We start from the raw sequence: 16,481 nt of genomic DNA, 5'->3' as shown, positions 1-16,481 counted from the left end.
TTTCGATTACACAAAAATCATTGAGGACAGTTTGCGCCGCCCATTCAGAGCGATCGGATCTTTCATGTCCAAGGCATCAAAAATGGTAAACATTTGAGATTTGGCAGCGCCGTCGTTCCAGTCTCTATCCCGCCTGAATAGCTCCAAAAGAGCTTCCACAGCCCCTTCGGTATCACCTGCAGCAAGTAGCGCAGTGGACAGATCGAAACGGGCTTGATGATCGTCTGGATTGGCCTCCACAGCAGCAGAAAGCTCAGTTTCCGGACCTGCGTTTGCGGCTTGCTTCGCTAAATCTACTTTCGCCCGTACCGCTTCAATAGCTTTACTCTCGGATATTTCCGCCGGAATACCGTTTAGCACAGCCTCGGCCTCTTCTACTTCGCCAAGCGCCAAATGGCACTTAATAATACCCGCAAAGGATGGCACATTCATGGGATCCTCTTCGGTGATCGCTACGAATGTTTGCAGGGCATCGTCAAATTCGCCAGCTTCAAACATTGCCTCGGCAGCCTCGACCGCATCTGCGAGTCCACCATCGGGCGCACCAGGCCCCATTGCAGCGATACGCTCAACAAACTGGTCAATCTCACTAGGGGGGAGTGCCCCCTGAAATCCGTCCACTGGCTGTCCTTGCCAGAAAGCATAAACTGTAGGGATGGATTTAATCTGTAATTGAGCGGAAATTCCGGGGTTTTGGTCAACGTCGACCTTTACCATTTTGACGGCGCCCTCAGCTTTGGTCACCGCAGCTTCGAGTGCTGGCCCAAGTGTTTTGCACGGGCCGCACCACGGCGCCCAGAAATCAACTATGATCGGAACCTCTTTGCTGGCTTCGATCACATCTTCCAAGAAGTTGGCCTCAGAAGACTCCTTGATTAGGGTCTCATCCGTAGGTTCGGCGGGCGCATCTGTTTTTCCAAATTCAAGCATCGATCACAATCCAATTAACGTCATTTCTATCTATATGGGGGTTGCGACCCTAAAGGTCAAAGGTTGCAAAGACTGGCGCGTGGTCGCTCGGCTTCTCCCACCCGCGCGCGTCGCGTGCAATTCGACTGCTGTGACCCGCGCTTTTAATATCGCCCGTCGCCCAAATGTGATCCAAACGCCGCCCTTTGTCTGCCTCCGACCAGTCTTTGGCCCGATAGCTCCACCAGCTATAGACCTTACCCTCTGGAATATCGGCCCGCGTCACATCATGCCAATCGCCAGATTCACGGGCCTCTTCGAATTTTTCAACTTCGATCGGCGTATGGCTCACCACTTTCAGAAGTTTTTTGTGATCCCAAACATCGTCTTCCCGTGGGGCAATATTCAAATCTCCGACCAAAATGGACTTTTTCGGCATATTGGCGCGGAAATCATCCCGCATATCAGCGAGGTAATCGAGCTTTTGACCGAATTTCTCATTCACCAAACGATCGGCCACGTCGCCGCCCGCTGGCACATAGTGGTTATGAATCGTTACGCCATTTTCGAGTTTCGCCGCCACATGTCGTGCGTGCCCAAGATTGGCGAAATCGTGCATCCCGACCAACTCAAGCGGAAGGCGCGAAAGGATCGCGACCCCATTATACCCCTTTTGGCCGTTTGCCACCATATGCGTATAACCAAGCGCGTGAAAAGCCTCGGTCGGAATTTTATCCACAGGGCTTTTACATTCCTGCAAGCACAAAATGTCCGGCGCCTGTTCCTCAAGTAATTTCAGTACGATAGGTTCACGAAGGCGCACAGAATTGATATTCCAGGTGCAGAGAGTAAAAGACATGTAGCGCTCCAAAATTTTCGTTTCCCAAGAATAGGGCGGAGCTGACGGAATAACCACCCAAAAGGATTTCTCGAAGCCGTAACCGCCGGATTTCGAGTTTACTCCTGCAAGTTCTATGCAATTACCTTGCCTTTTGTTTCCGAATATTAACCAAAATAACGGCTAATGCCCCTTTGTTGCCTCAAAGGCCTCCAATTTTCACCTTGAATCCTTGCTAGAAATGCACGTGATCAGGACGAATGGGAAAAAACATGCCAATACTCTATACGTTAGCAGACGATCAAATTTCGGTATCCGGAGGCGAATCCCTTTCCGGCATTAGCCAAGGTGACGGGACCCACTTGATTGGGGAAACGATCACCTTGAATTCCAAATTTTGGGAAACCATAGACATCACCGATGGAAACGGGTCATTCGACGATAACGATGAAGGCCAGTCGCTGAGCGAGGATATAACTTACGCCGGTACGGACTATAACGCGGGCGCGATTATTGAGGCTGAATTCCAGTTCCAGGTCCAAGATCCCGATGGAAACAATTACACCATAATTGCGATGAACATTCGGGAACCTGGTGATACTAATACTTACGGAACGATCGAAGGTTTGGCTTTTATCGGTCCGGTTGGTGGGTTTCCACCTGTTGGGGTTCCTCTTACGGTTATTTCTGCATCTGAGGGGCCAACGCCAGGTGTTACAAACTACGAAGACTACGCGTCCCCCGCCTGTTTCACACCCAAAACTTTAATCGAAACCGCCAGCGGTCCCCGCGCGATTGAGACGCTTTCACCTGGTGACTTGGTGGAGACATTGGAACACGGGCTAAAGCCCCTGCGCTGGAAGGGCGAAGTCAAGTTTTCGCGTGATGAGTTAGCATTATACCCTGTGTTTGAGCCTGTTTTGATTCAAAAAGGGGCTCTTGGGAATGGCGTACCAAAGCGTGATCTTCTCGTCTCGCCACAGCATCGTGTATTGATTTCCGATTGGCGTGCCGAACTGTTTTATGGCGAGGACGAAGTCTTGGTTGCAGCCAAGCATTTGGTGAACGGTACGACGATTTCTCGGCACCTCCCAACCGACGGCGTTACTTATATTCACCTACTATTTGACCATCACGAAGTTATCTTCTCCGAAGGTTTACCTTCAGAAAGCTTTCTGCCTGGCGCGGAAGTATGTGAAGGAATGGCCGCCGAAGTTCAGAATGAACTCTATGCGTTGTTTCCAGAACTTGAGGAGGATTGGAGCGCATTCAGTGCCGCCAAACCGAGCCTAAAAGCCTATCAAGCCGCACCGTTATTTGCATAAAAAAACCCGGGCACAAGGCCCGGGCAAGTCAACAGGGAGGTGCGACTTAACCCAGTCGCCGGGAACTTTTAGGAGGCGAGGCGATACCCGCCGCTTTCGGTAACAAGAAGACGCGCATTGCTTGGATCAAGCTCAATTTTCTGCCGCAGACGATAGATATGTGTCTCTAACGTGTGGGTTGTGACCCCTGCGTTATAGCCCCAAACCTCATGCAACAAAACATCCCGCGCTACGACACTGCCCGTGGCGCGGTACAAAAACTTAAGGATGTTTGTTTCCTTTTCGGTCAGGCGCACCTTCTTTTCGTCCTCGGTAATCAACATTTTGACCGCGGGCTTGAATGTATATGGACCCAGTTGAAAAACCGCATCTTCGCTCTGTTCGTGCTGGCGTAATTGCGCCCGAATACGGGCCAAAAGGACGGGAAACTTGAACGGCTTGGTGACGTAATCATTTGCACCTGCGTCGAGTCCAAGGATCGTATCCGCGTCGCTATCATGCCCGGTAAGCATCACAATCGGGCATTTAATCCCTTGCTTGCGCATCAAGCGACACAGTTCACGGCCATCGGTATCAGGTAGGCCGACGTCCAATATCACCAACTCATAAATGGCTTCTTTGGCTTTCACCATCGCCGTAGCACCCGAATCTGCCTCGAAAACATCAAAGTCTTCGGTCATAACCAATTGCTCTGAAAGAGCTTCACGTAGGTCGTCATCATCGTCGACCAGTAGTATTTTCTTGAGCGCTACCATGGGGAAACCTCCGTTGCTTGTGATAAGAGTTGTTCCTCTGAGAGGCGCAAAACAAGAGGCTGGCAGGAATAATCACGGTGACGTGTGGAAAACCAGCCTTATGTTTCAATTCCCACCCAGAATGGTTACATATCAGATGAATGTTGTAACAGAGTTTTGCGAATGCCCCTGACCCCAACCCTCTCCGAGCGGCTTGCCCGTGCCCGTGCAGACCTTCGAATGGGCGCACCAATCGTCCTATCCAAAGCCGGCGAGTCGGCACTTGTCATTGCGTCAGAAACATTGACCCCTGCCCGCCTTTCGGACCTTCGCGAATTGAGCGTGCCTCTTCTTTTGGCCATAACAACCCGCAGAGCCGAGACACTCAAGGCGCGCGCTTATGACTCGCAAGTTGCACGAATAGTCGTTCCGAGCGATGCCGACACAAAATGGATATATGCGGTTGCCGATCCAGAAAACGACCTGAGAGCGCCGATGAAAGGGCCCCTCAAAACCCTTCGCGAGGGCGGAAGTTGCATTGCAAAATCCGCAATCGGGTTGGCCAAGGCCGCGCGATTACTGCCGTCCGCCGTTCTATTGCCAATTGAAAACGGCCTCGCGTTCGCCCACGAAAACGATTTAACCCATGTGCCCCTTGAGGACGCTGAAGCGGAAATTGATGCAATGTCGCCTCTTACTTTGGTAGCTTCGGCACGCGTCCCCCTAGAGGTTTCCGAAGCGGGGCGCCTGCATGTTTTCCGCCCACTTGATGGCGGTGAAGAGCATTATGCAGTGGAAATTGGTCGCCCAGATCGTGGGAAACCCGTGCTCTCTCGCCTGCATTCTGCGTGTTTTACGGGTGACCTTATCGGCAGTTTAAAATGCGACTGTGGTCCGCAGCTGCGCGCAGCTCTTGCAGCGATGGGCGAGAATGGGGCGGGTGTTTTGCTCTATCTCAATCAGGAAGGGCGCGGGATTGGTCTTGCCAATAAAATGCGCGCCTATTCCCTTCAAGATCAGGGGTTTGACACTGTTCAGGCCAATCATCGCCTTGGATTTGAGGATGATGAGCGCGACTTTCGCATTGGTGCGGAAATCCTAAAACGCATGGGGTTTCAAAGCGTTAACCTCCTCACGAACAACCCTGCTAAAGTTGAAATGATGCAGGCGAACGGCATTCAAGTTGTCGAACGCGTGCCGCTGAAGGTTGGCGAAAACGCACATAATCACGCCTATCTTGCGACGAAAGCCGCAAAATCCGGGCATCTGCTGTGAAGCCATCCGACCTTGTCGTAACCCGTTGGGGGGCGCGGTTTATGGGGCGGCGTATTCCCTGCTCCATCGGGAAAGGCGGTTTTGTCGCCAATAAACGTGAGGGGGATGGCGGGACGCCGAGACAGGAAATGCGTCTAGTTGGAGGAGGATTCCGACAGTCGCGGCTTCGACGGCCACACGTTCCATTTCCAATGGATGCGATCGGCCCAGCCGATATATGGTCGGACGACTCGCGTGATCCAGAATATAATAGCCGAAAAACTCAACGGTTTTATAAATTTAGCCACGAGACGTTGTTCCGCGCCGACCCCCTATATGATGTGGTTTTATACACGGATTACAATTACCCACAGGCTACCCCCGGATTGGGGTCGGCAATTTTTGTGCACCAATGGCGGAAACCGCGGCACCCGACCGAAGGGTGCATCGCTTTTTCACGGCAGAATTTGCAATGGATATTGGCGCGATGGGCGCCCAATAGCAGAATTGTAGTAAAGGCCTAGTTGTAGCTGCGCGCGCCGAAAATTGCAGAACCAACTCTGACGTAGGTTGCGCCTGCTTTTATGGCAACTTCGAAATCGCCACTCATCCCCATCGAAAGCTCAGATAGATGATTTCGCGCCGCTATTTCCGCTAGTAGGGCGAAGTGTACGCTTGGATCTTCGTCAACAGGGGGGATGCACATGAGGCCAACGACCGGCAAACCATGCCCTACGCACATTTCGATAAAACCGTCCGCCTCGTCGGCAGAGACACCCGCTTTTTGCTCTTCCGCACCTGTATTAACTTGGACAAACAATTTCGGGCAGCTACCAACCTCTTTGGTTAATCGCGCTAGCGTGGTGGCCAGTTTTGGGCGATCTAGGGTGTGGATAGCATCAAAAAGCTCCATCGCTTGACGGGCTTTGTTTGTTTGGAGAGGGCCGAGAAGATGCAATTCCACAGGACCGTATTCCGCGCGTAGGTCAGGCCATTTTCCGGCGGCCTCTTGCACTTTGTTTTCGCCAAAAATCCTGTGCCCCTGATCTAGAACTGCGCGCACGCGCTCAAGTGGTTGCACCTTGGAAACCGCAATAAGCTTGGTGGATCCAGTAGGACGTCCAGCACTAGATTCTGCGGACTGAATTTTGGAAAGAGTGTTTTTCAGAGACATAATATGGCCTTTTGAGTTCACCCCAATGAGCCACAGTCTGGACAAAAAGAAAAGAGCGGACCGAAGCCCGCTCTTTCCAATTCACAATAATCCGGATGGATTAGAAGTTGAATTTGATACCAAGGTCACCAACTGTGTATTTGTCACCGTCGTTGAGTGGGCTCACGCTAGCGATACCGCCGGCAAGTGTAGCACCGCCACCGAGGTCGTATGCAGCACCAAGGCCGTAGGACTCAGAGGTAGTATCGAAGTCCTGAAGGTCTTTCTTAGTGTAGAAAGCAGTTACAGTCGTCGCACCAGAAGTCCAGTCACCGGAAACAGCGTACTGTTGAACGTCGCCGAAGCCAGCCCATTCGCCTTGAAGGTAAACACCTTTAACGCCCCATGTACCGTTAGTCCATTGAGCACCAAGAACCCAATCGCTCGCGTCGCCTGTACCAGCAACGTCGTTCGTAGCTTCATAACCACCAGCGATTGTAAGGCCATTGTCGTTAGACCATTTAGCACCAACCGAGTAGGACTGACCTACTTCACCAACAGCTGGAAGAAGCTGACCTGGAACGGAAACAGTACCGATTTGGGTACCGATTTGGCCGATACCAACGTAGAATACTGTGGAACCAGCTGCGTACTCATAAAGAGCCGAAGGAGTTGGGTACAGTGTATCTTGGTTGCCGTCTCCATCCAAATCAGTACCGGAGTTGAGGTACGTGATTTCGTTAAGGTCGCTCAAGCCTGTGTAACCGATACCGGAAACTTGACCAACAGCAGCTTTAGCAGCGCCGTCAACGTCGCCCATGGAGAGCTTACCGAAAGAACCGGAGATGAATACGGAACCAGCGCGACCAGCAGCACCGCCACCAGAGTTGTCAGCGCGGACGAAACCACCGAAAGACAGACCGTTGTCAGTTTCGCCGGATGCGGAGAAACCGATACGAATACGGCTGCTCATTTTGATGTTGGAATCGCCAGGAAGACCAGCATTATCACGGTCGTCATATACCAAACCCATGCGGCCGTCACCGGATACGGAGATGTCAGCGGCTGCGACGCCAGCGGTTGCAACGAGTGCAGTCGTAGCAATAAGAAGATTTTTCATTTCGTTTTTCCCTTGTAAGAGATTAAAGAGTGCACCTCAATTCAGGGAAATCCGAACTGAGTATGCTGTTCAATCGCCTTTCGGCTCCGGTTTTGCAAGTTCCCGATGCATCGCATAAACAAACCCTTTAAGGCTGATGCAGGTTTGCCACAGTCAATTTTCAGCTTCTTTGGGGACTCCAAACAGGGCGAACGATATTGTTCTCTTTATAGTATGGCTTAAAAAACTGAAAAACCTTGCTCCGCCTTTGGTGGTTGGTTACTAAATCCCCTGAAGCAATAAGGGGAAGCCAAAATGGTAGCGAGCAAATTTTTCAAATGGTTTTCATCGATTCTTTTGGTCGTGGGCATTTCCGCATGCGATTCTAAGCCAATCCCTGAGCGATCCCCTTTCCAAGAGAGTTATGAAGACACGCCACCCAGCACTGTTTGGGATATTTTTGCCAACAACACGGATCCAAACACCCAAATTGAGGTGAATAAATATCTTTGGAATGCGGCGCTTGAGATTCTCGACTTCTTGCCCGTTCAGGATGTCGATCCCTTTTCAGGCATTTTCATCACGGGATACGGCACACCTCCGGGTGGCAGCCAATCCTATCGCGCTGCCGTTTATATCCAAGACCCTGCTTTGGATGCGCGTTCTCTTAATGTCGCCCTTCAATCGAGCGGAGGTCGCGCAGTTTCTGCCGAAACCCAGCGTGCGATCGAAGACGCTATTCTTACGCGGGCGCGCCAACTTCGGTTGCGCGACAGCAATCTCTAATCTTGGAAGGCGCTTGCCGACCTAACCCGTCATTCGCATACGTCGAGCCCTGCAACCCACAGAAGAGCTCGGCGTTTTGCACGTAAAGGACTCATTCATGTCACGCTATATCGCCTCCGAAATCGAACCCAAATGGCAAAACGCTTGGGACGAGGCCGAAATATTCCTCGCCAAACGCGACCCTGCGAAGGAAAAATACTACGTCCTCGAGATGTTCCCCTACCCGTCTGGGCGTATTCATATGGGTCACGTGCGGAATTATACGATGGGCGACGTGGTTGCGCGGTATAAAGCGTCGTGTGGTTTCTCGGTCTTGCACCCAATGGGCTGGGACGCCTTCGGAATGCCCGCCGAAAACGCTGCTATGGCGATTGGTGGCCATCCAGCCGATTGGACCTATCAAAACATCGCCGACATGCGGGCCCAAATGAAGCCCTTGGGCCTTTCGATTGACTGGACCCGCGAATTTGCCACCTGTGATCCGGAATATTACGGCCAGCAGCAAAGCATGTTCATCGATTTCATGGGCAAGGGCCTTGTGTATCGTAAGGAAGCGGTTGTGAACTGGGATCCAGTAGACATGACAGTTCTGGCGAATGAGCAAGTGATTGATGGTAAGGGCTGGCGTTCCGATGCGCCCGTCGAGCGTAAATCACTAACACAGTGGTTCTTCAAGATTTCCGATCACGCCGACGAACTTCTGACTGCGTTGGATGATTTGGACAATTGGCCCGAGAAGGTCCGCACCATGCAGGCCAACTGGATCGGCAAATCGCGCGGCCTTGAGTTCGCCTTTGATTTGACCACCCCTCAAGGCGACATCAAAGACATTCCCGTTTACACAACCCGCCCCGATACATTGATGGGCGCGAGTTTCGTTGGCATTTCCGCCGATCACCCGCTGGCCCAAGCGCTCGAAGGCGACAACCCTTCGTTGGCCGCCTTTACCGCAGAATGCCGCAGCCTTGGCACGTCAGAGGCCGACATGGAAAAGGCCGAGAAGCGTGGCTTTGATACTGGCCTAAAAGTGCGCCACCCGCTCAACCCTGATTGGGAATTGCCGGTTTGGGTCGCAAATTTCATTCTAATGGACTACGGCACTGGTGCGGTCTTCGGTTGCCCAGCGCACGATCAACGCGATCTCGATTTCTCGCGCAAGTATGACTTAGCCGTCACCAACACCTTCTTTGCACTGGATGATGAGGCACCCGTTGGCAACACAGCCCTCACCCCGCTCAAATCCGAAAAAGTGCGCTGGGTCGACCACTTCGCAGGCCTCACCGAGGCCACAGGCGAAGAGGCCGTGGCTAAAACCATCGAATTCATGGAAGCGAAATCCCTCGGCAAAGGCGTCACCAAATTCCGCCTGCGCGATTGGGGCCTAAGCCGTCAACGCTATTGGGGATGCCCGATTCCGGTTGTGCATTGCCAAGCCTGCGGTGTCGTCCCTGAGAAAAAGGAAAACCTGCCGATTGAATTGCCCAAGGATGTCAGCTTTGACCTCCCCGGCAATCCGCTCGACCGTCACCCGACATGGCGCAACTGTTCCTGCCCGAAATGTGGCGCGGATGCCCTGCGCGAAACCGATACAATGGATACGTTTGTCGATAGCTCTTGGTATTACGCGCGTTTCACTTCGCCCAATTCTCCAACACCGACGAATGCCGAAGACGCAGCCTATTGGATGAACGTCGATCAATACATCGGTGGGATCGAGCACGCGATTCTTCACCTTCTCTATGCGCGCTTCTTTGCACGCGCGATGCAAATCTGTGGTCACTTACCCGAAAGCGCGATTGAACCCTTCAACGCGCTCTTTACGCAAGGGATGGTAACGCACGAAATCTACCAAACTCTCGATGGGAATGGGCGCAAAGTCTATCACCTGCCCGAAGATGTGACCGACGGAAAATTGGCCGATGGCACCGAAGTCGAGATTATCCCCTCGGCGAAAATGTCGAAATCCAAAAAGAACGTGGTTGATCCAGACGACATTATCACAAGCTTTGGCGCCGATACCGCCCGCTGGTTCGTCATGTCCGACAGCCCGCCCGAGCGCGATGTCGAGTGGACCGCCGCTGGCGCTGAGGCTGCCTCAAAACACCTCGGTCGCGTTTGGCGACTGGCGGATGAAAACCGACAGAGCGCCGAGGAGGCGGCTGCCGACGGCAGCTCCGACGAGGCGCTCCTGCGAGCCACCCATAAAGCAATTGAGGCGATCACCGCCGGAATCGATGGATTCGCCTTCAACACGTCCGTCGCCCAGCTCTATGGTTTCACCAATACGGTTGCGAAATCCAAAGCATCTACTGCTGCGCGCCGCGAAGCCCTCAAGATCATGGCTCAACTGATGTCCCCCATGACGCCCCACTTGGCCGAGGATATGTGGCAAATGCTCGGTGGCGAAGGCCTCGTTGCCCAAGCGCCATGGCCCAAAGCCGATCCCGCGCTTTTGGTCGACGATGTGGTGACGCTTCCGATCCAAGTTAATGGCAAACGCCGCTCCGAAATCACGGTACCTGCGGACATGCCCAAAGAAGAGGTTGAAAAACTGGCTTTGGCGGATGAAGCTGTGATCAGAATTCTTGAGGGGAAAGCCCCTAAAAAGGTCATCGTTGTACCAGGTCGGATTGTGAATGTTGTCGCTTAATCGCCGTTTCTTTTTTCTTTCCGCCACAGCCCTCGCATCGGGCTGTGGTTTTGAGCCGGTGTACGGCCCTACCGGCAGTGCCCAAGGTCTACGGGGATCTGTTCTCGTTGACGCGCCGATTGACAAAAACAGCTTTGACCTCACCAAACACCTCGAAGACCGCCTTGGTAGGGCAACCGATCCGCGCTTTGGCCTCTCATATCTGATTGAAACCAGCATCGACCCGCTTGGCATCACGCCGAACCAAGAAACCACGCGCTATAACGTGCTCGGTGAAGTTGCCTTCGCCCTACGCGACCTCAATACCCAGAATGTTCTCACCGAAGGCGTCGCCAAGAATTTCACAAGTTTCGGCGCCACATCCAACCCTGTCAGCACGCGTACCGCGAGTGAGGCGGCTTTTGAACGTCTCATGATCGTCCTTGGGGATGATATAACCGAGCATCTTATCCTCAATTCAGGGAGCTTCCTCCCGTGAAGCTTTCGCCGCGCGACGCAACCGGATATTTCACCAAGCCCGACCCGAAACGAACGGGCCTGTTGATTTACGGAGCGGACGCGATGCGTGTGGCCCTAAAACGCCAAGAAGTTATCTTGGCCCTGATTGGCCCCACTGGCGACGACGAAATGCGCCTCTTTCGGATTCCGGCTTCTGACATGCGCAAAGACCCCGCCATGCTTCTCGATGCCGTAAAATCCCAAAGCTTTTTCCCGGGTGCACGCGTGGCCTTTGTTGAGGGTTGCACTGATGCCCTTGTCAAACCCGTCGCCGCCGCCCTAGCGGAATGGCAACCCGGAGATGCGCAGGTCATCGTAACGGCCGGACAGCTCAAGGCCACATCCGCCCTGCGCAAGCTGTTCGAAGGGCACGGCAATGCCTATGCGGCAGGTATCTATCATGATCCTCCAAGCCGTGCGGAGATCGAAGCCGACTTGGCAAAAGTGGGTCTAACGCGGGTAAGTCCGGACGCAATGGAAGCCCTCACGGCGCTTTCCAAGGAAATCGGACCGGGAGATTTCCGTCAAACGATGGAGAAACTCGCTCTCTATATGCTGAGCAGTTCCGAGTCTGCGACTCCGCTAGATGTTGCCGCCTGTGCCCCCTCATCCACGGAGGCTGCACTCGACGATATTTTAAATATTGTCGCGGAAGGTCGCAGTGCGGAAATTGGGCCAATCATGCAAAAACTCGAAGCCCAAGGCGTTCAACCCGTTGGATTGTGCATTGGCGCGACACGACATTTCAGAACACTTCACGCAGCTAGCGCCGATCCGGGTGGACCGGCAGCAGGCATCGGCCGCCTGCGTCCCCCCGTTTTTGGGGCGCGTCGCGACCGTATGCTGCGCCAAGCCCAAAAATGGGGCACCCGTCGTTTGGAAGCCGCGCTCTCTATGCTCCTGGATACCGACCTTCAGCTACGCTCCACAAGTCGCGCGCCAACTATGGCGCTGGTGGAGCGCACTTTGGTGCGCCTCTCCATGCTTGGCGGCCTTAAGTAGCCGAATTAGAGCCGCTTTCGGCCCAACGAACCGCAGCTTCCGCCGCCAGTTTTCCAGTCGCTAAAGATGCTGTAATCAGATACCCACCCGTGGGCGCTTCCCAATCCAGCATTTCACCCGCACAAAATACACCTGGGCGGTTTTTAAGCATGAGATCCTCTGTCATCCCATCAAATTTCACGCCACCTGCCGTTGAAATAGCTTCGTCCAGCGGCCGAGGTCCTTTCAGCGGCACGGGAAGCGCCTTAAGCACTGAAATGAATGCATTGCCCGTTGGCAACGGGCGCGCAAACTCCTGTAGCAAAGCCATCTTCACAGGCGTTAAGCCTAAAACTTTGCGATAAAAGTTGGCCATACTCGTTTTGCCCTGAGGCCTTGCCAAGCGCTTGCGGATTTGATCGCCTGTAAGGTCGGGCAAAAGATCAAGCGTCAGGGTCTCTCCGTCGCGAAGCGCGGTAGACACGGTATAAATGCCGCCCCCTTCGAGTCCCGTGCGGGACACAACAATTTCCCCGCGATGGGTTTTGCCCGCAACAATCAATCCAACGGGCTTAACAGGGCTTCCGAAGTGGCGCTCCATATGCGACGACCAATCCACAACAAACCCCATGTTCGCAGGCTTGAATGGCGCAAGCGGCGTATCTATCCATTCGGACCACGCCCCATCAGAGCCTAATCTTGCCCAACTCGCGCCACCACAGGCCAAAATCGTTACATCCGCCTCAACCTCTTTGGCGCCTGCGCTTGTTTCAAACTGAAACGACGGACCCGCGCAACCAACCCATTTCCAGCCCAGTTCCAAAGTAACGCCCTTGCCCCCCATCCGTGCCAGCCACGTTCTAAGAAGTGGAGAAGCTTTCATCGATCTTGGGAATACACGGCCCGTTGAGCCAGTGAAAACAACCTGATTTAACCCCTGCGCCCACGCCATTGCTTCGCGGGGACCAAACGCGGTCATGGCAGATTTCAACGCTTCAGGCATGTCGCCAAAAGTCGCCAAAAACTGTTCATCCGTCTCGTTCTTGGTGATATTCAGACCAGACTTTCCCGCCATAAGAAGCTTGCGCGCGGGGCTTTTCTTGGTTTCTGCAACGGTGACAGAAAACCCCGAATCCGCCAATATTTCGGCCGCCATAAGCCCTGCTGGGCCTGCGCCGATAACCAATGCCGTTTTCATCTCGAAGATTCCTTTTCGCCGTTCGGGCAAGTTGATTTGATTGCAAAGGCAATCTCTGGCTTGGCAGATATCACGTCCGCGCAAAGGGATTCAACCGTCGTAAATAAATGCTCCCGAGAAACGACTTGGTCCACGAGGCCGTACGAAAAGGCCTGCTCGCTCGTCAGTTTTTGTCCGCATAGAAAAACAAGCTTCGTGCGTGACGGACCAATAAGGGCGGCCATGCGTTTGGGATCGGAGGGCTGTGGAAGGAAACCGTGCTTCATGACGGGATAAAAAAACCGCGCCTCCGGCACTGAAATCCGAATGTCACAGGCCAGCGCCATGCCAAAGGCGCCCCCCGCAATCGTCCCGTTTAGGGCGCATATCGTAAGGCCTCGCAAAGCGGTAATTTCTCCAGAAAGCTGCTCCCAAAGTAGGCTTTCAGCCAGACCTGCGCGGGCTTCGTCCAAATCGGCACCGGCGCTAAAAACAACTCCTGTCCCCGTAAAGACAACGGCTTTCGCATCCCGCGCTTGACGGACAATGCCGATCAAATTTTCCAGCATCTCGCGCGTTAGCGAGTTGGCTTTTTGCGGCCGATTGAGGGTTACCGTCCAAACGCCCTCTAGCTGGGAGACATCAATCATTGCGCTATTCCAGACCGAGAGTGGCGCGAAGTCCCGCCTCTCTAAGGGAAAGTTCCTGCCCCAAATGTGGGTCTGATGCGGGGGAACACATCCAAACGAGCGCCTTGGCAGGCCATTCGGCAGGGACGTGATCCGAGACGTTTAACTTACTGACCGGATTAATGCCGCTGGCTTTAATTTTGACCTGCATATCTGTCGCGACCGTTCCGGGGGAAAGGCCCATGACCCGCAAACCCGTTTCGTGGCCTTCCAAATGGGTTGCGCGCGTCAACATGAAGGTCGCCGCTTTGCCCGTGCAATAGGCGCTCCACCCTTCCATCGGACCATGCGCCGCACCCGACCCCACGTTCAAAATCGTACCCGCTTTGGCGGCAAGCATGTGCGGCATCACTGCACGGATACAATGATAGGCCCCTTTGACATTTATATCGATTGAGCGCGCCCATTCCTCTGGATTAGACTCGAAAAGGGAGCCAATAGGGTCGACGACTCCTGCGTTGTTGATCAAAATATCCACGGCCCCGAACCTCGCCTGAGCGGACACAATCGCCGCGGAAACTTCTGAAAACTGGCTCACGTCGCATTGGATCGCTAAGGCTTTCCCGCCAATCTCTTGTGCGATTTCGGCGATCGCATTCCCGCTTCTGGCAAGGAGCACAACATTTGCACCCGCCTGAGCAAACGCCCGCGCCGCCGCCGCGCCTATCCCGCGACTTGCCCCCGTAATTACAACTGTCTTTCCAGCAACACTCATGTTCTCTCCTCGCAAATTTTCTACAACTTAAACCAATGCAATTTTCAAAGAAAGGCCCAGTGCCGCTTGCGAATTTAGGCGCTTCAGTACAATGTATTCCCAAGCAATTTTTGAATCGAAGGAATCACAATGACATATTTGAAAATAATTAGCGTTGCGACGGCGACATCGGCCCTGTTGAGCAGTGCTGTGTTTGCAGATGTGACCTCTGAGCAAGTTTGGAACGACCTCAAAACCACCTACGAAAATCTCGGCTATTCAATGGACGTCGGCAGCGAGAGCCAAGACGGCGAAACATTGAACATTGCGGACATTGTCTTGACCGTACCCGTCGAAGATGACGAGTCTGTTGTTGTGACTGGCCTGTCGTTCGGATTTGAGCAACTCTCCGACGGCACTGTTTCCATCCACATTCCTGACGAGCTTCCGATTATGGCGGAAGTTGATGACGTGGTCGTCACGCTTATTTTGACATCCCAAGACATGAGCATCATCGCAAGTGGCGACGACACAACAACCAATTATGATTTCTCGGCTACAACCTATGCCCTTGCCCTCAAGGACATCAAGCAAGGTGATGTTGCGTTTTCCCCAAAAGCGCTGGTGACCTTCAGCGAATTGGCAGGTTCCTATGCCTTCACAAAGGGCTCCCTCTTCAAAATGGTTGGCACATTTGATGTTGCCGAAACGGACATTGAGGTTGATATCAAAGATCCCGAAGGTGGCGCGCAGATGGTTACTGCGATGGTCAATCTGAAAGGCTTTACGGAAGCGTTTGATTACGCGATTCCAGAAGAAATCAACTACGAAGACCTTGCAGCCGCATTTGCCGCTGGCTTCGGCGGGAACATTTCGTTTGGTCACAGTGGTGCAACGTTCGATATTGTTGTTACGGACGAGAGCGAAGGCTTTGACCTAAAGGGATCAACTGCAGAAGGATCCGCGAAATACGCCCTTTCCCAAGGAGGCCTTGGCGTAGAAACGAGTTCCAAAGGTACTCAGGTAACTATCGTTCCAGCTCAAATGCCCCTTCCGATTTCCTTTAGTGTTGAAGAAACCAATAATGTATTCACTATGCCTGTTTCTAAGTCGGATACACCCGATGATGTGGGTCTAACTATGAAGCTTATTGGGTTATCCGTTGATGAAGCACTTTGGAGTATGATCGATCCCGCAGGCACATTACCGCACGATCCGGCAACGTTGATTGTTGATCTCTCTGGCAAACTTAATCTTGATTTCGACCTGTTTAATTTTGAAGAAGCCGAAGAGATGTCAGGCGATGAGTTCCCGGGTGAATTGCACAGCTTCAACATTGATGCGCTCCAACTAACCTTGGCGGGTGCCGAGTTTACCGGCGATGGTGCCTTTACCTTCAATAACGACGACCTCGAAACATTTGACGGCCTTCCTGCACCAACGGGTGCGCTTAATTTGAAACTTGTGGGCGGCAATGCCCTCCTCGACAAATTGGTCGCGATGGGCCTCATTCCTGAAGAGCAAGCCATGGGCGCGCGGATGATGACGGGTCTTTTTGCCAACGCAGGCGAAGGCGAGGACGAGCTTGTTTCCAAGATCGAAGTCAATGCCGACGGATCGATCTTGGCCAACGGTCAACGCATCAAATAGGCGTTTCTAGATCGAGACATTCAAAGGCCGCTAGGGAAACTTGG

General features: G+C 53.2%; 16 protein-coding genes. 8 read left to right on the top strand and 8 right to left on the bottom strand.

What is annotated here, in order from left to right; all coding sequences use genetic code 11:
- Positions 1-6: 6 nt before the first annotated feature.
- On the bottom strand, positions 7-930 hold the full coding sequence (trxA, locus tag AB9F26_RS13390; protein WP_335584000.1) for a thioredoxin: 924 nt from the start codon (positions 928-930) through the stop codon (positions 7-9).
- 49 nt (positions 931-979) lie between these two features.
- Positions 980-1,768, bottom strand: coding sequence for an exodeoxyribonuclease III (gene xth, locus AB9F26_RS13385; RefSeq protein WP_369768248.1), 789 nt, complete (start codon positions 1,766-1,768; stop codon positions 980-982).
- A 251-nt stretch (positions 1,769-2,019) separates the two neighbouring features.
- Between xth and AB9F26_RS13380 the strand changes: the two genes are divergently transcribed.
- Positions 2,020-3,072 (top strand): Hint domain-containing protein, encoded by a 1,053-nt coding sequence (locus AB9F26_RS13380; RefSeq protein WP_369768247.1) that lies wholly within the window; start codon positions 2,020-2,022, stop codon positions 3,070-3,072.
- Positions 3,073-3,140: 68 nt separating this feature from the next.
- Here the strand turns inward: AB9F26_RS13380 and AB9F26_RS13375 are convergent, their stop codons facing one another.
- Positions 3,141-3,827, bottom strand: coding sequence for a response regulator transcription factor (locus AB9F26_RS13375; protein ID WP_039003364.1), 687 nt, complete (start codon positions 3,825-3,827; stop codon positions 3,141-3,143).
- A 162-nt stretch (positions 3,828-3,989) separates the two neighbouring features.
- On the opposite strand from AB9F26_RS13375, the gene ribA reads away from it, so the two are divergent.
- Both ribA and AB9F26_RS13365 read left to right on the top strand, forming a co-directional pair.
- Positions 3,990-5,081, top strand: coding sequence for a GTP cyclohydrolase II (gene ribA, locus AB9F26_RS13370; protein WP_335583997.1), 1,092 nt, complete (start codon positions 3,990-3,992; stop codon positions 5,079-5,081).
- 41 nt (positions 5,082-5,122) lie between these two features.
- Positions 5,123-5,584, top strand: a complete 462-nt coding sequence (locus tag AB9F26_RS13365) for a L,D-transpeptidase family protein (protein WP_335584056.1) — start codon at positions 5,123-5,125, stop codon at positions 5,582-5,584.
- On the opposite strand, the gene AB9F26_RS13360 is transcribed toward AB9F26_RS13365, so the two are convergent.
- Both AB9F26_RS13360 and AB9F26_RS13355 read right to left on the bottom strand, forming a co-directional pair.
- Complete coding sequence (locus AB9F26_RS13360) at positions 5,581-6,234, bottom strand: YggS family pyridoxal phosphate-dependent enzyme (protein ID WP_369768245.1); 654 nt, start codon at positions 6,232-6,234, stop codon at positions 5,581-5,583. The genes AB9F26_RS13365 and AB9F26_RS13360 overlap by 4 nt on opposite strands.
- A 100-nt stretch (positions 6,235-6,334) precedes the next feature.
- Positions 6,335-7,333 (bottom strand): porin, encoded by a 999-nt coding sequence (locus tag AB9F26_RS13355; RefSeq protein ID WP_369768244.1) that lies wholly within the window; start codon positions 7,331-7,333, stop codon positions 6,335-6,337.
- 294 nt (positions 7,334-7,627) lie between these two features.
- Here AB9F26_RS13355 and AB9F26_RS13350 point away from each other — a divergent pair, with 294 nt between their 5' ends.
- From AB9F26_RS13350 to holA, 4 genes are all read left to right on the top strand, one after another.
- A complete protein-coding gene (locus AB9F26_RS13350) occupies positions 7,628-8,098 on the top strand; it encodes a DUF3576 domain-containing protein (protein WP_369768243.1) in 471 nt (156 codons plus the stop codon).
- A gap of 97 nt (positions 8,099-8,195) precedes the next feature.
- A complete protein-coding gene (gene leuS / locus AB9F26_RS13345; RefSeq protein ID WP_369768242.1) occupies positions 8,196-10,748 on the top strand; it encodes a leucine--tRNA ligase in 2,553 nt (850 codons plus the stop codon).
- Positions 10,735-11,226, top strand: a complete 492-nt coding sequence (locus AB9F26_RS13340) for a hypothetical protein (RefSeq protein WP_335583992.1) — start codon at positions 10,735-10,737, stop codon at positions 11,224-11,226. The genes leuS and AB9F26_RS13340 overlap by 14 nt, the downstream gene beginning before the upstream one ends.
- Entirely contained in the window at positions 11,223-12,248 is a 1,026-nt protein-coding gene (holA, locus tag AB9F26_RS13335; RefSeq protein ID WP_369768241.1) for a DNA polymerase III subunit delta, read from the top strand. Before AB9F26_RS13340 ends, holA begins: the two co-directional genes overlap by 4 nt.
- Here holA and AB9F26_RS13330 read toward each other — a convergent pair.
- The 3 genes from AB9F26_RS13330 to AB9F26_RS13320 are packed head-to-tail and all read right to left on the bottom strand — an operon-like array spanning position 12,241 to position 14,808.
- Positions 12,241-13,425 (bottom strand): TIGR03862 family flavoprotein, encoded by a 1,185-nt coding sequence (locus AB9F26_RS13330; protein ID WP_335583990.1) that lies wholly within the window; start codon positions 13,423-13,425, stop codon positions 12,241-12,243. The genes holA and AB9F26_RS13330 overlap by 8 nt on opposite strands.
- Complete coding sequence (locus tag AB9F26_RS13325; RefSeq protein ID WP_369768240.1) at positions 13,422-14,054, bottom strand: enoyl-CoA hydratase/isomerase family protein; 633 nt, start codon at positions 14,052-14,054, stop codon at positions 13,422-13,424. Before AB9F26_RS13325 ends, AB9F26_RS13330 begins: the two co-directional genes overlap by 4 nt.
- Positions 14,055-14,058: 4 nt before the next feature.
- Positions 14,059-14,808 carry an SDR family oxidoreductase gene (locus AB9F26_RS13320; protein ID WP_369768239.1) on the bottom strand — a complete coding sequence of 250 codons (750 nt, stop codon included), beginning with the start codon at positions 14,806-14,808 and terminating at the stop codon, positions 14,059-14,061.
- A gap of 129 nt (positions 14,809-14,937) precedes the next feature.
- On the opposite strand from AB9F26_RS13320, the gene AB9F26_RS13315 reads away from it, so the two are divergent.
- Positions 14,938-16,437: a DUF2125 domain-containing protein gene (locus tag AB9F26_RS13315; RefSeq protein WP_335583987.1), complete on the top strand. Its 1,500-nt coding sequence runs from the start codon at positions 14,938-14,940 to the stop codon at positions 16,435-16,437.
- Positions 16,438-16,481 lie beyond the last annotated feature (44 nt).

Source organism: Falsihalocynthiibacter sp. BN13B15 (assembly GCF_041205415.1).
GTDB lineage: Bacteria > Pseudomonadota > Alphaproteobacteria > Rhodobacterales > Rhodobacteraceae > Falsihalocynthiibacter > Falsihalocynthiibacter arcticus.
Note: the sequence above shows the minus strand (reverse complement) of the source record. Positions and strands in the feature narration are given on the sequence as shown.

Bases quoted from the DNA above. Each gene is read 5' to 3' on its own strand.
- AB9F26_RS13320 (WP_369768239.1), bottom strand. From the start codon at position 14,808: ATGAGTGTTGCTGGAAAGACAGTTGTAATTACGGGGGCAAGTCGCGGG.
- AB9F26_RS13365 (WP_335584056.1), top strand. From the start codon at position 5,123: ATGGGGCGGCGTATTCCCTGCTCCATCGGGAAAGGCGGTTTTGTCGCC.
- trxA (WP_335584000.1), bottom strand. From the start codon at position 930: ATGCTTGAATTTGGAAAAACAGATGCGCCCGCCGAACCTACGGATGAG.
- xth (WP_369768248.1), bottom strand. From the start codon at position 1,768: ATGTCTTTTACTCTCTGCACCTGGAATATCAATTCTGTGCGCCTTCGT.
- AB9F26_RS13350 (WP_369768243.1), top strand. From the start codon at position 7,628: ATGGTAGCGAGCAAATTTTTCAAATGGTTTTCATCGATTCTTTTGGTC.
- AB9F26_RS13325 (WP_369768240.1), bottom strand. From the start codon at position 14,054: ATGATTGATGTCTCCCAGCTAGAGGGCGTTTGGACGGTAACCCTCAAT.
- AB9F26_RS13315 (WP_335583987.1), top strand. From the start codon at position 14,938: ATGACATATTTGAAAATAATTAGCGTTGCGACGGCGACATCGGCCCTG.
- AB9F26_RS13355 (WP_369768244.1), bottom strand. From the start codon at position 7,333: ATGAAAAATCTTCTTATTGCTACGACTGCACTCGTTGCAACCGCTGGC.
- AB9F26_RS13360 (WP_369768245.1), bottom strand. From the start codon at position 6,234: ATGTCTCTGAAAAACACTCTTTCCAAAATTCAGTCCGCAGAATCTAGT.
- AB9F26_RS13330 (WP_335583990.1), bottom strand. From the start codon at position 13,425: ATGAAAACGGCATTGGTTATCGGCGCAGGCCCAGCAGGGCTTATGGCG.
- ribA (WP_335583997.1), top strand. From the start codon at position 3,990: ATGCCCCTGACCCCAACCCTCTCCGAGCGGCTTGCCCGTGCCCGTGCA.
- AB9F26_RS13380 (WP_369768247.1), top strand. From the start codon at position 2,020: ATGCCAATACTCTATACGTTAGCAGACGATCAAATTTCGGTATCCGGA.
- AB9F26_RS13340 (WP_335583992.1), top strand. From the start codon at position 10,735: ATGTTGTCGCTTAATCGCCGTTTCTTTTTTCTTTCCGCCACAGCCCTC.
- AB9F26_RS13375 (WP_039003364.1), bottom strand. From the start codon at position 3,827: ATGGTAGCGCTCAAGAAAATACTACTGGTCGACGATGATGACGACCTA.
- leuS (WP_369768242.1), top strand. From the start codon at position 8,196: ATGTCACGCTATATCGCCTCCGAAATCGAACCCAAATGGCAAAACGCT.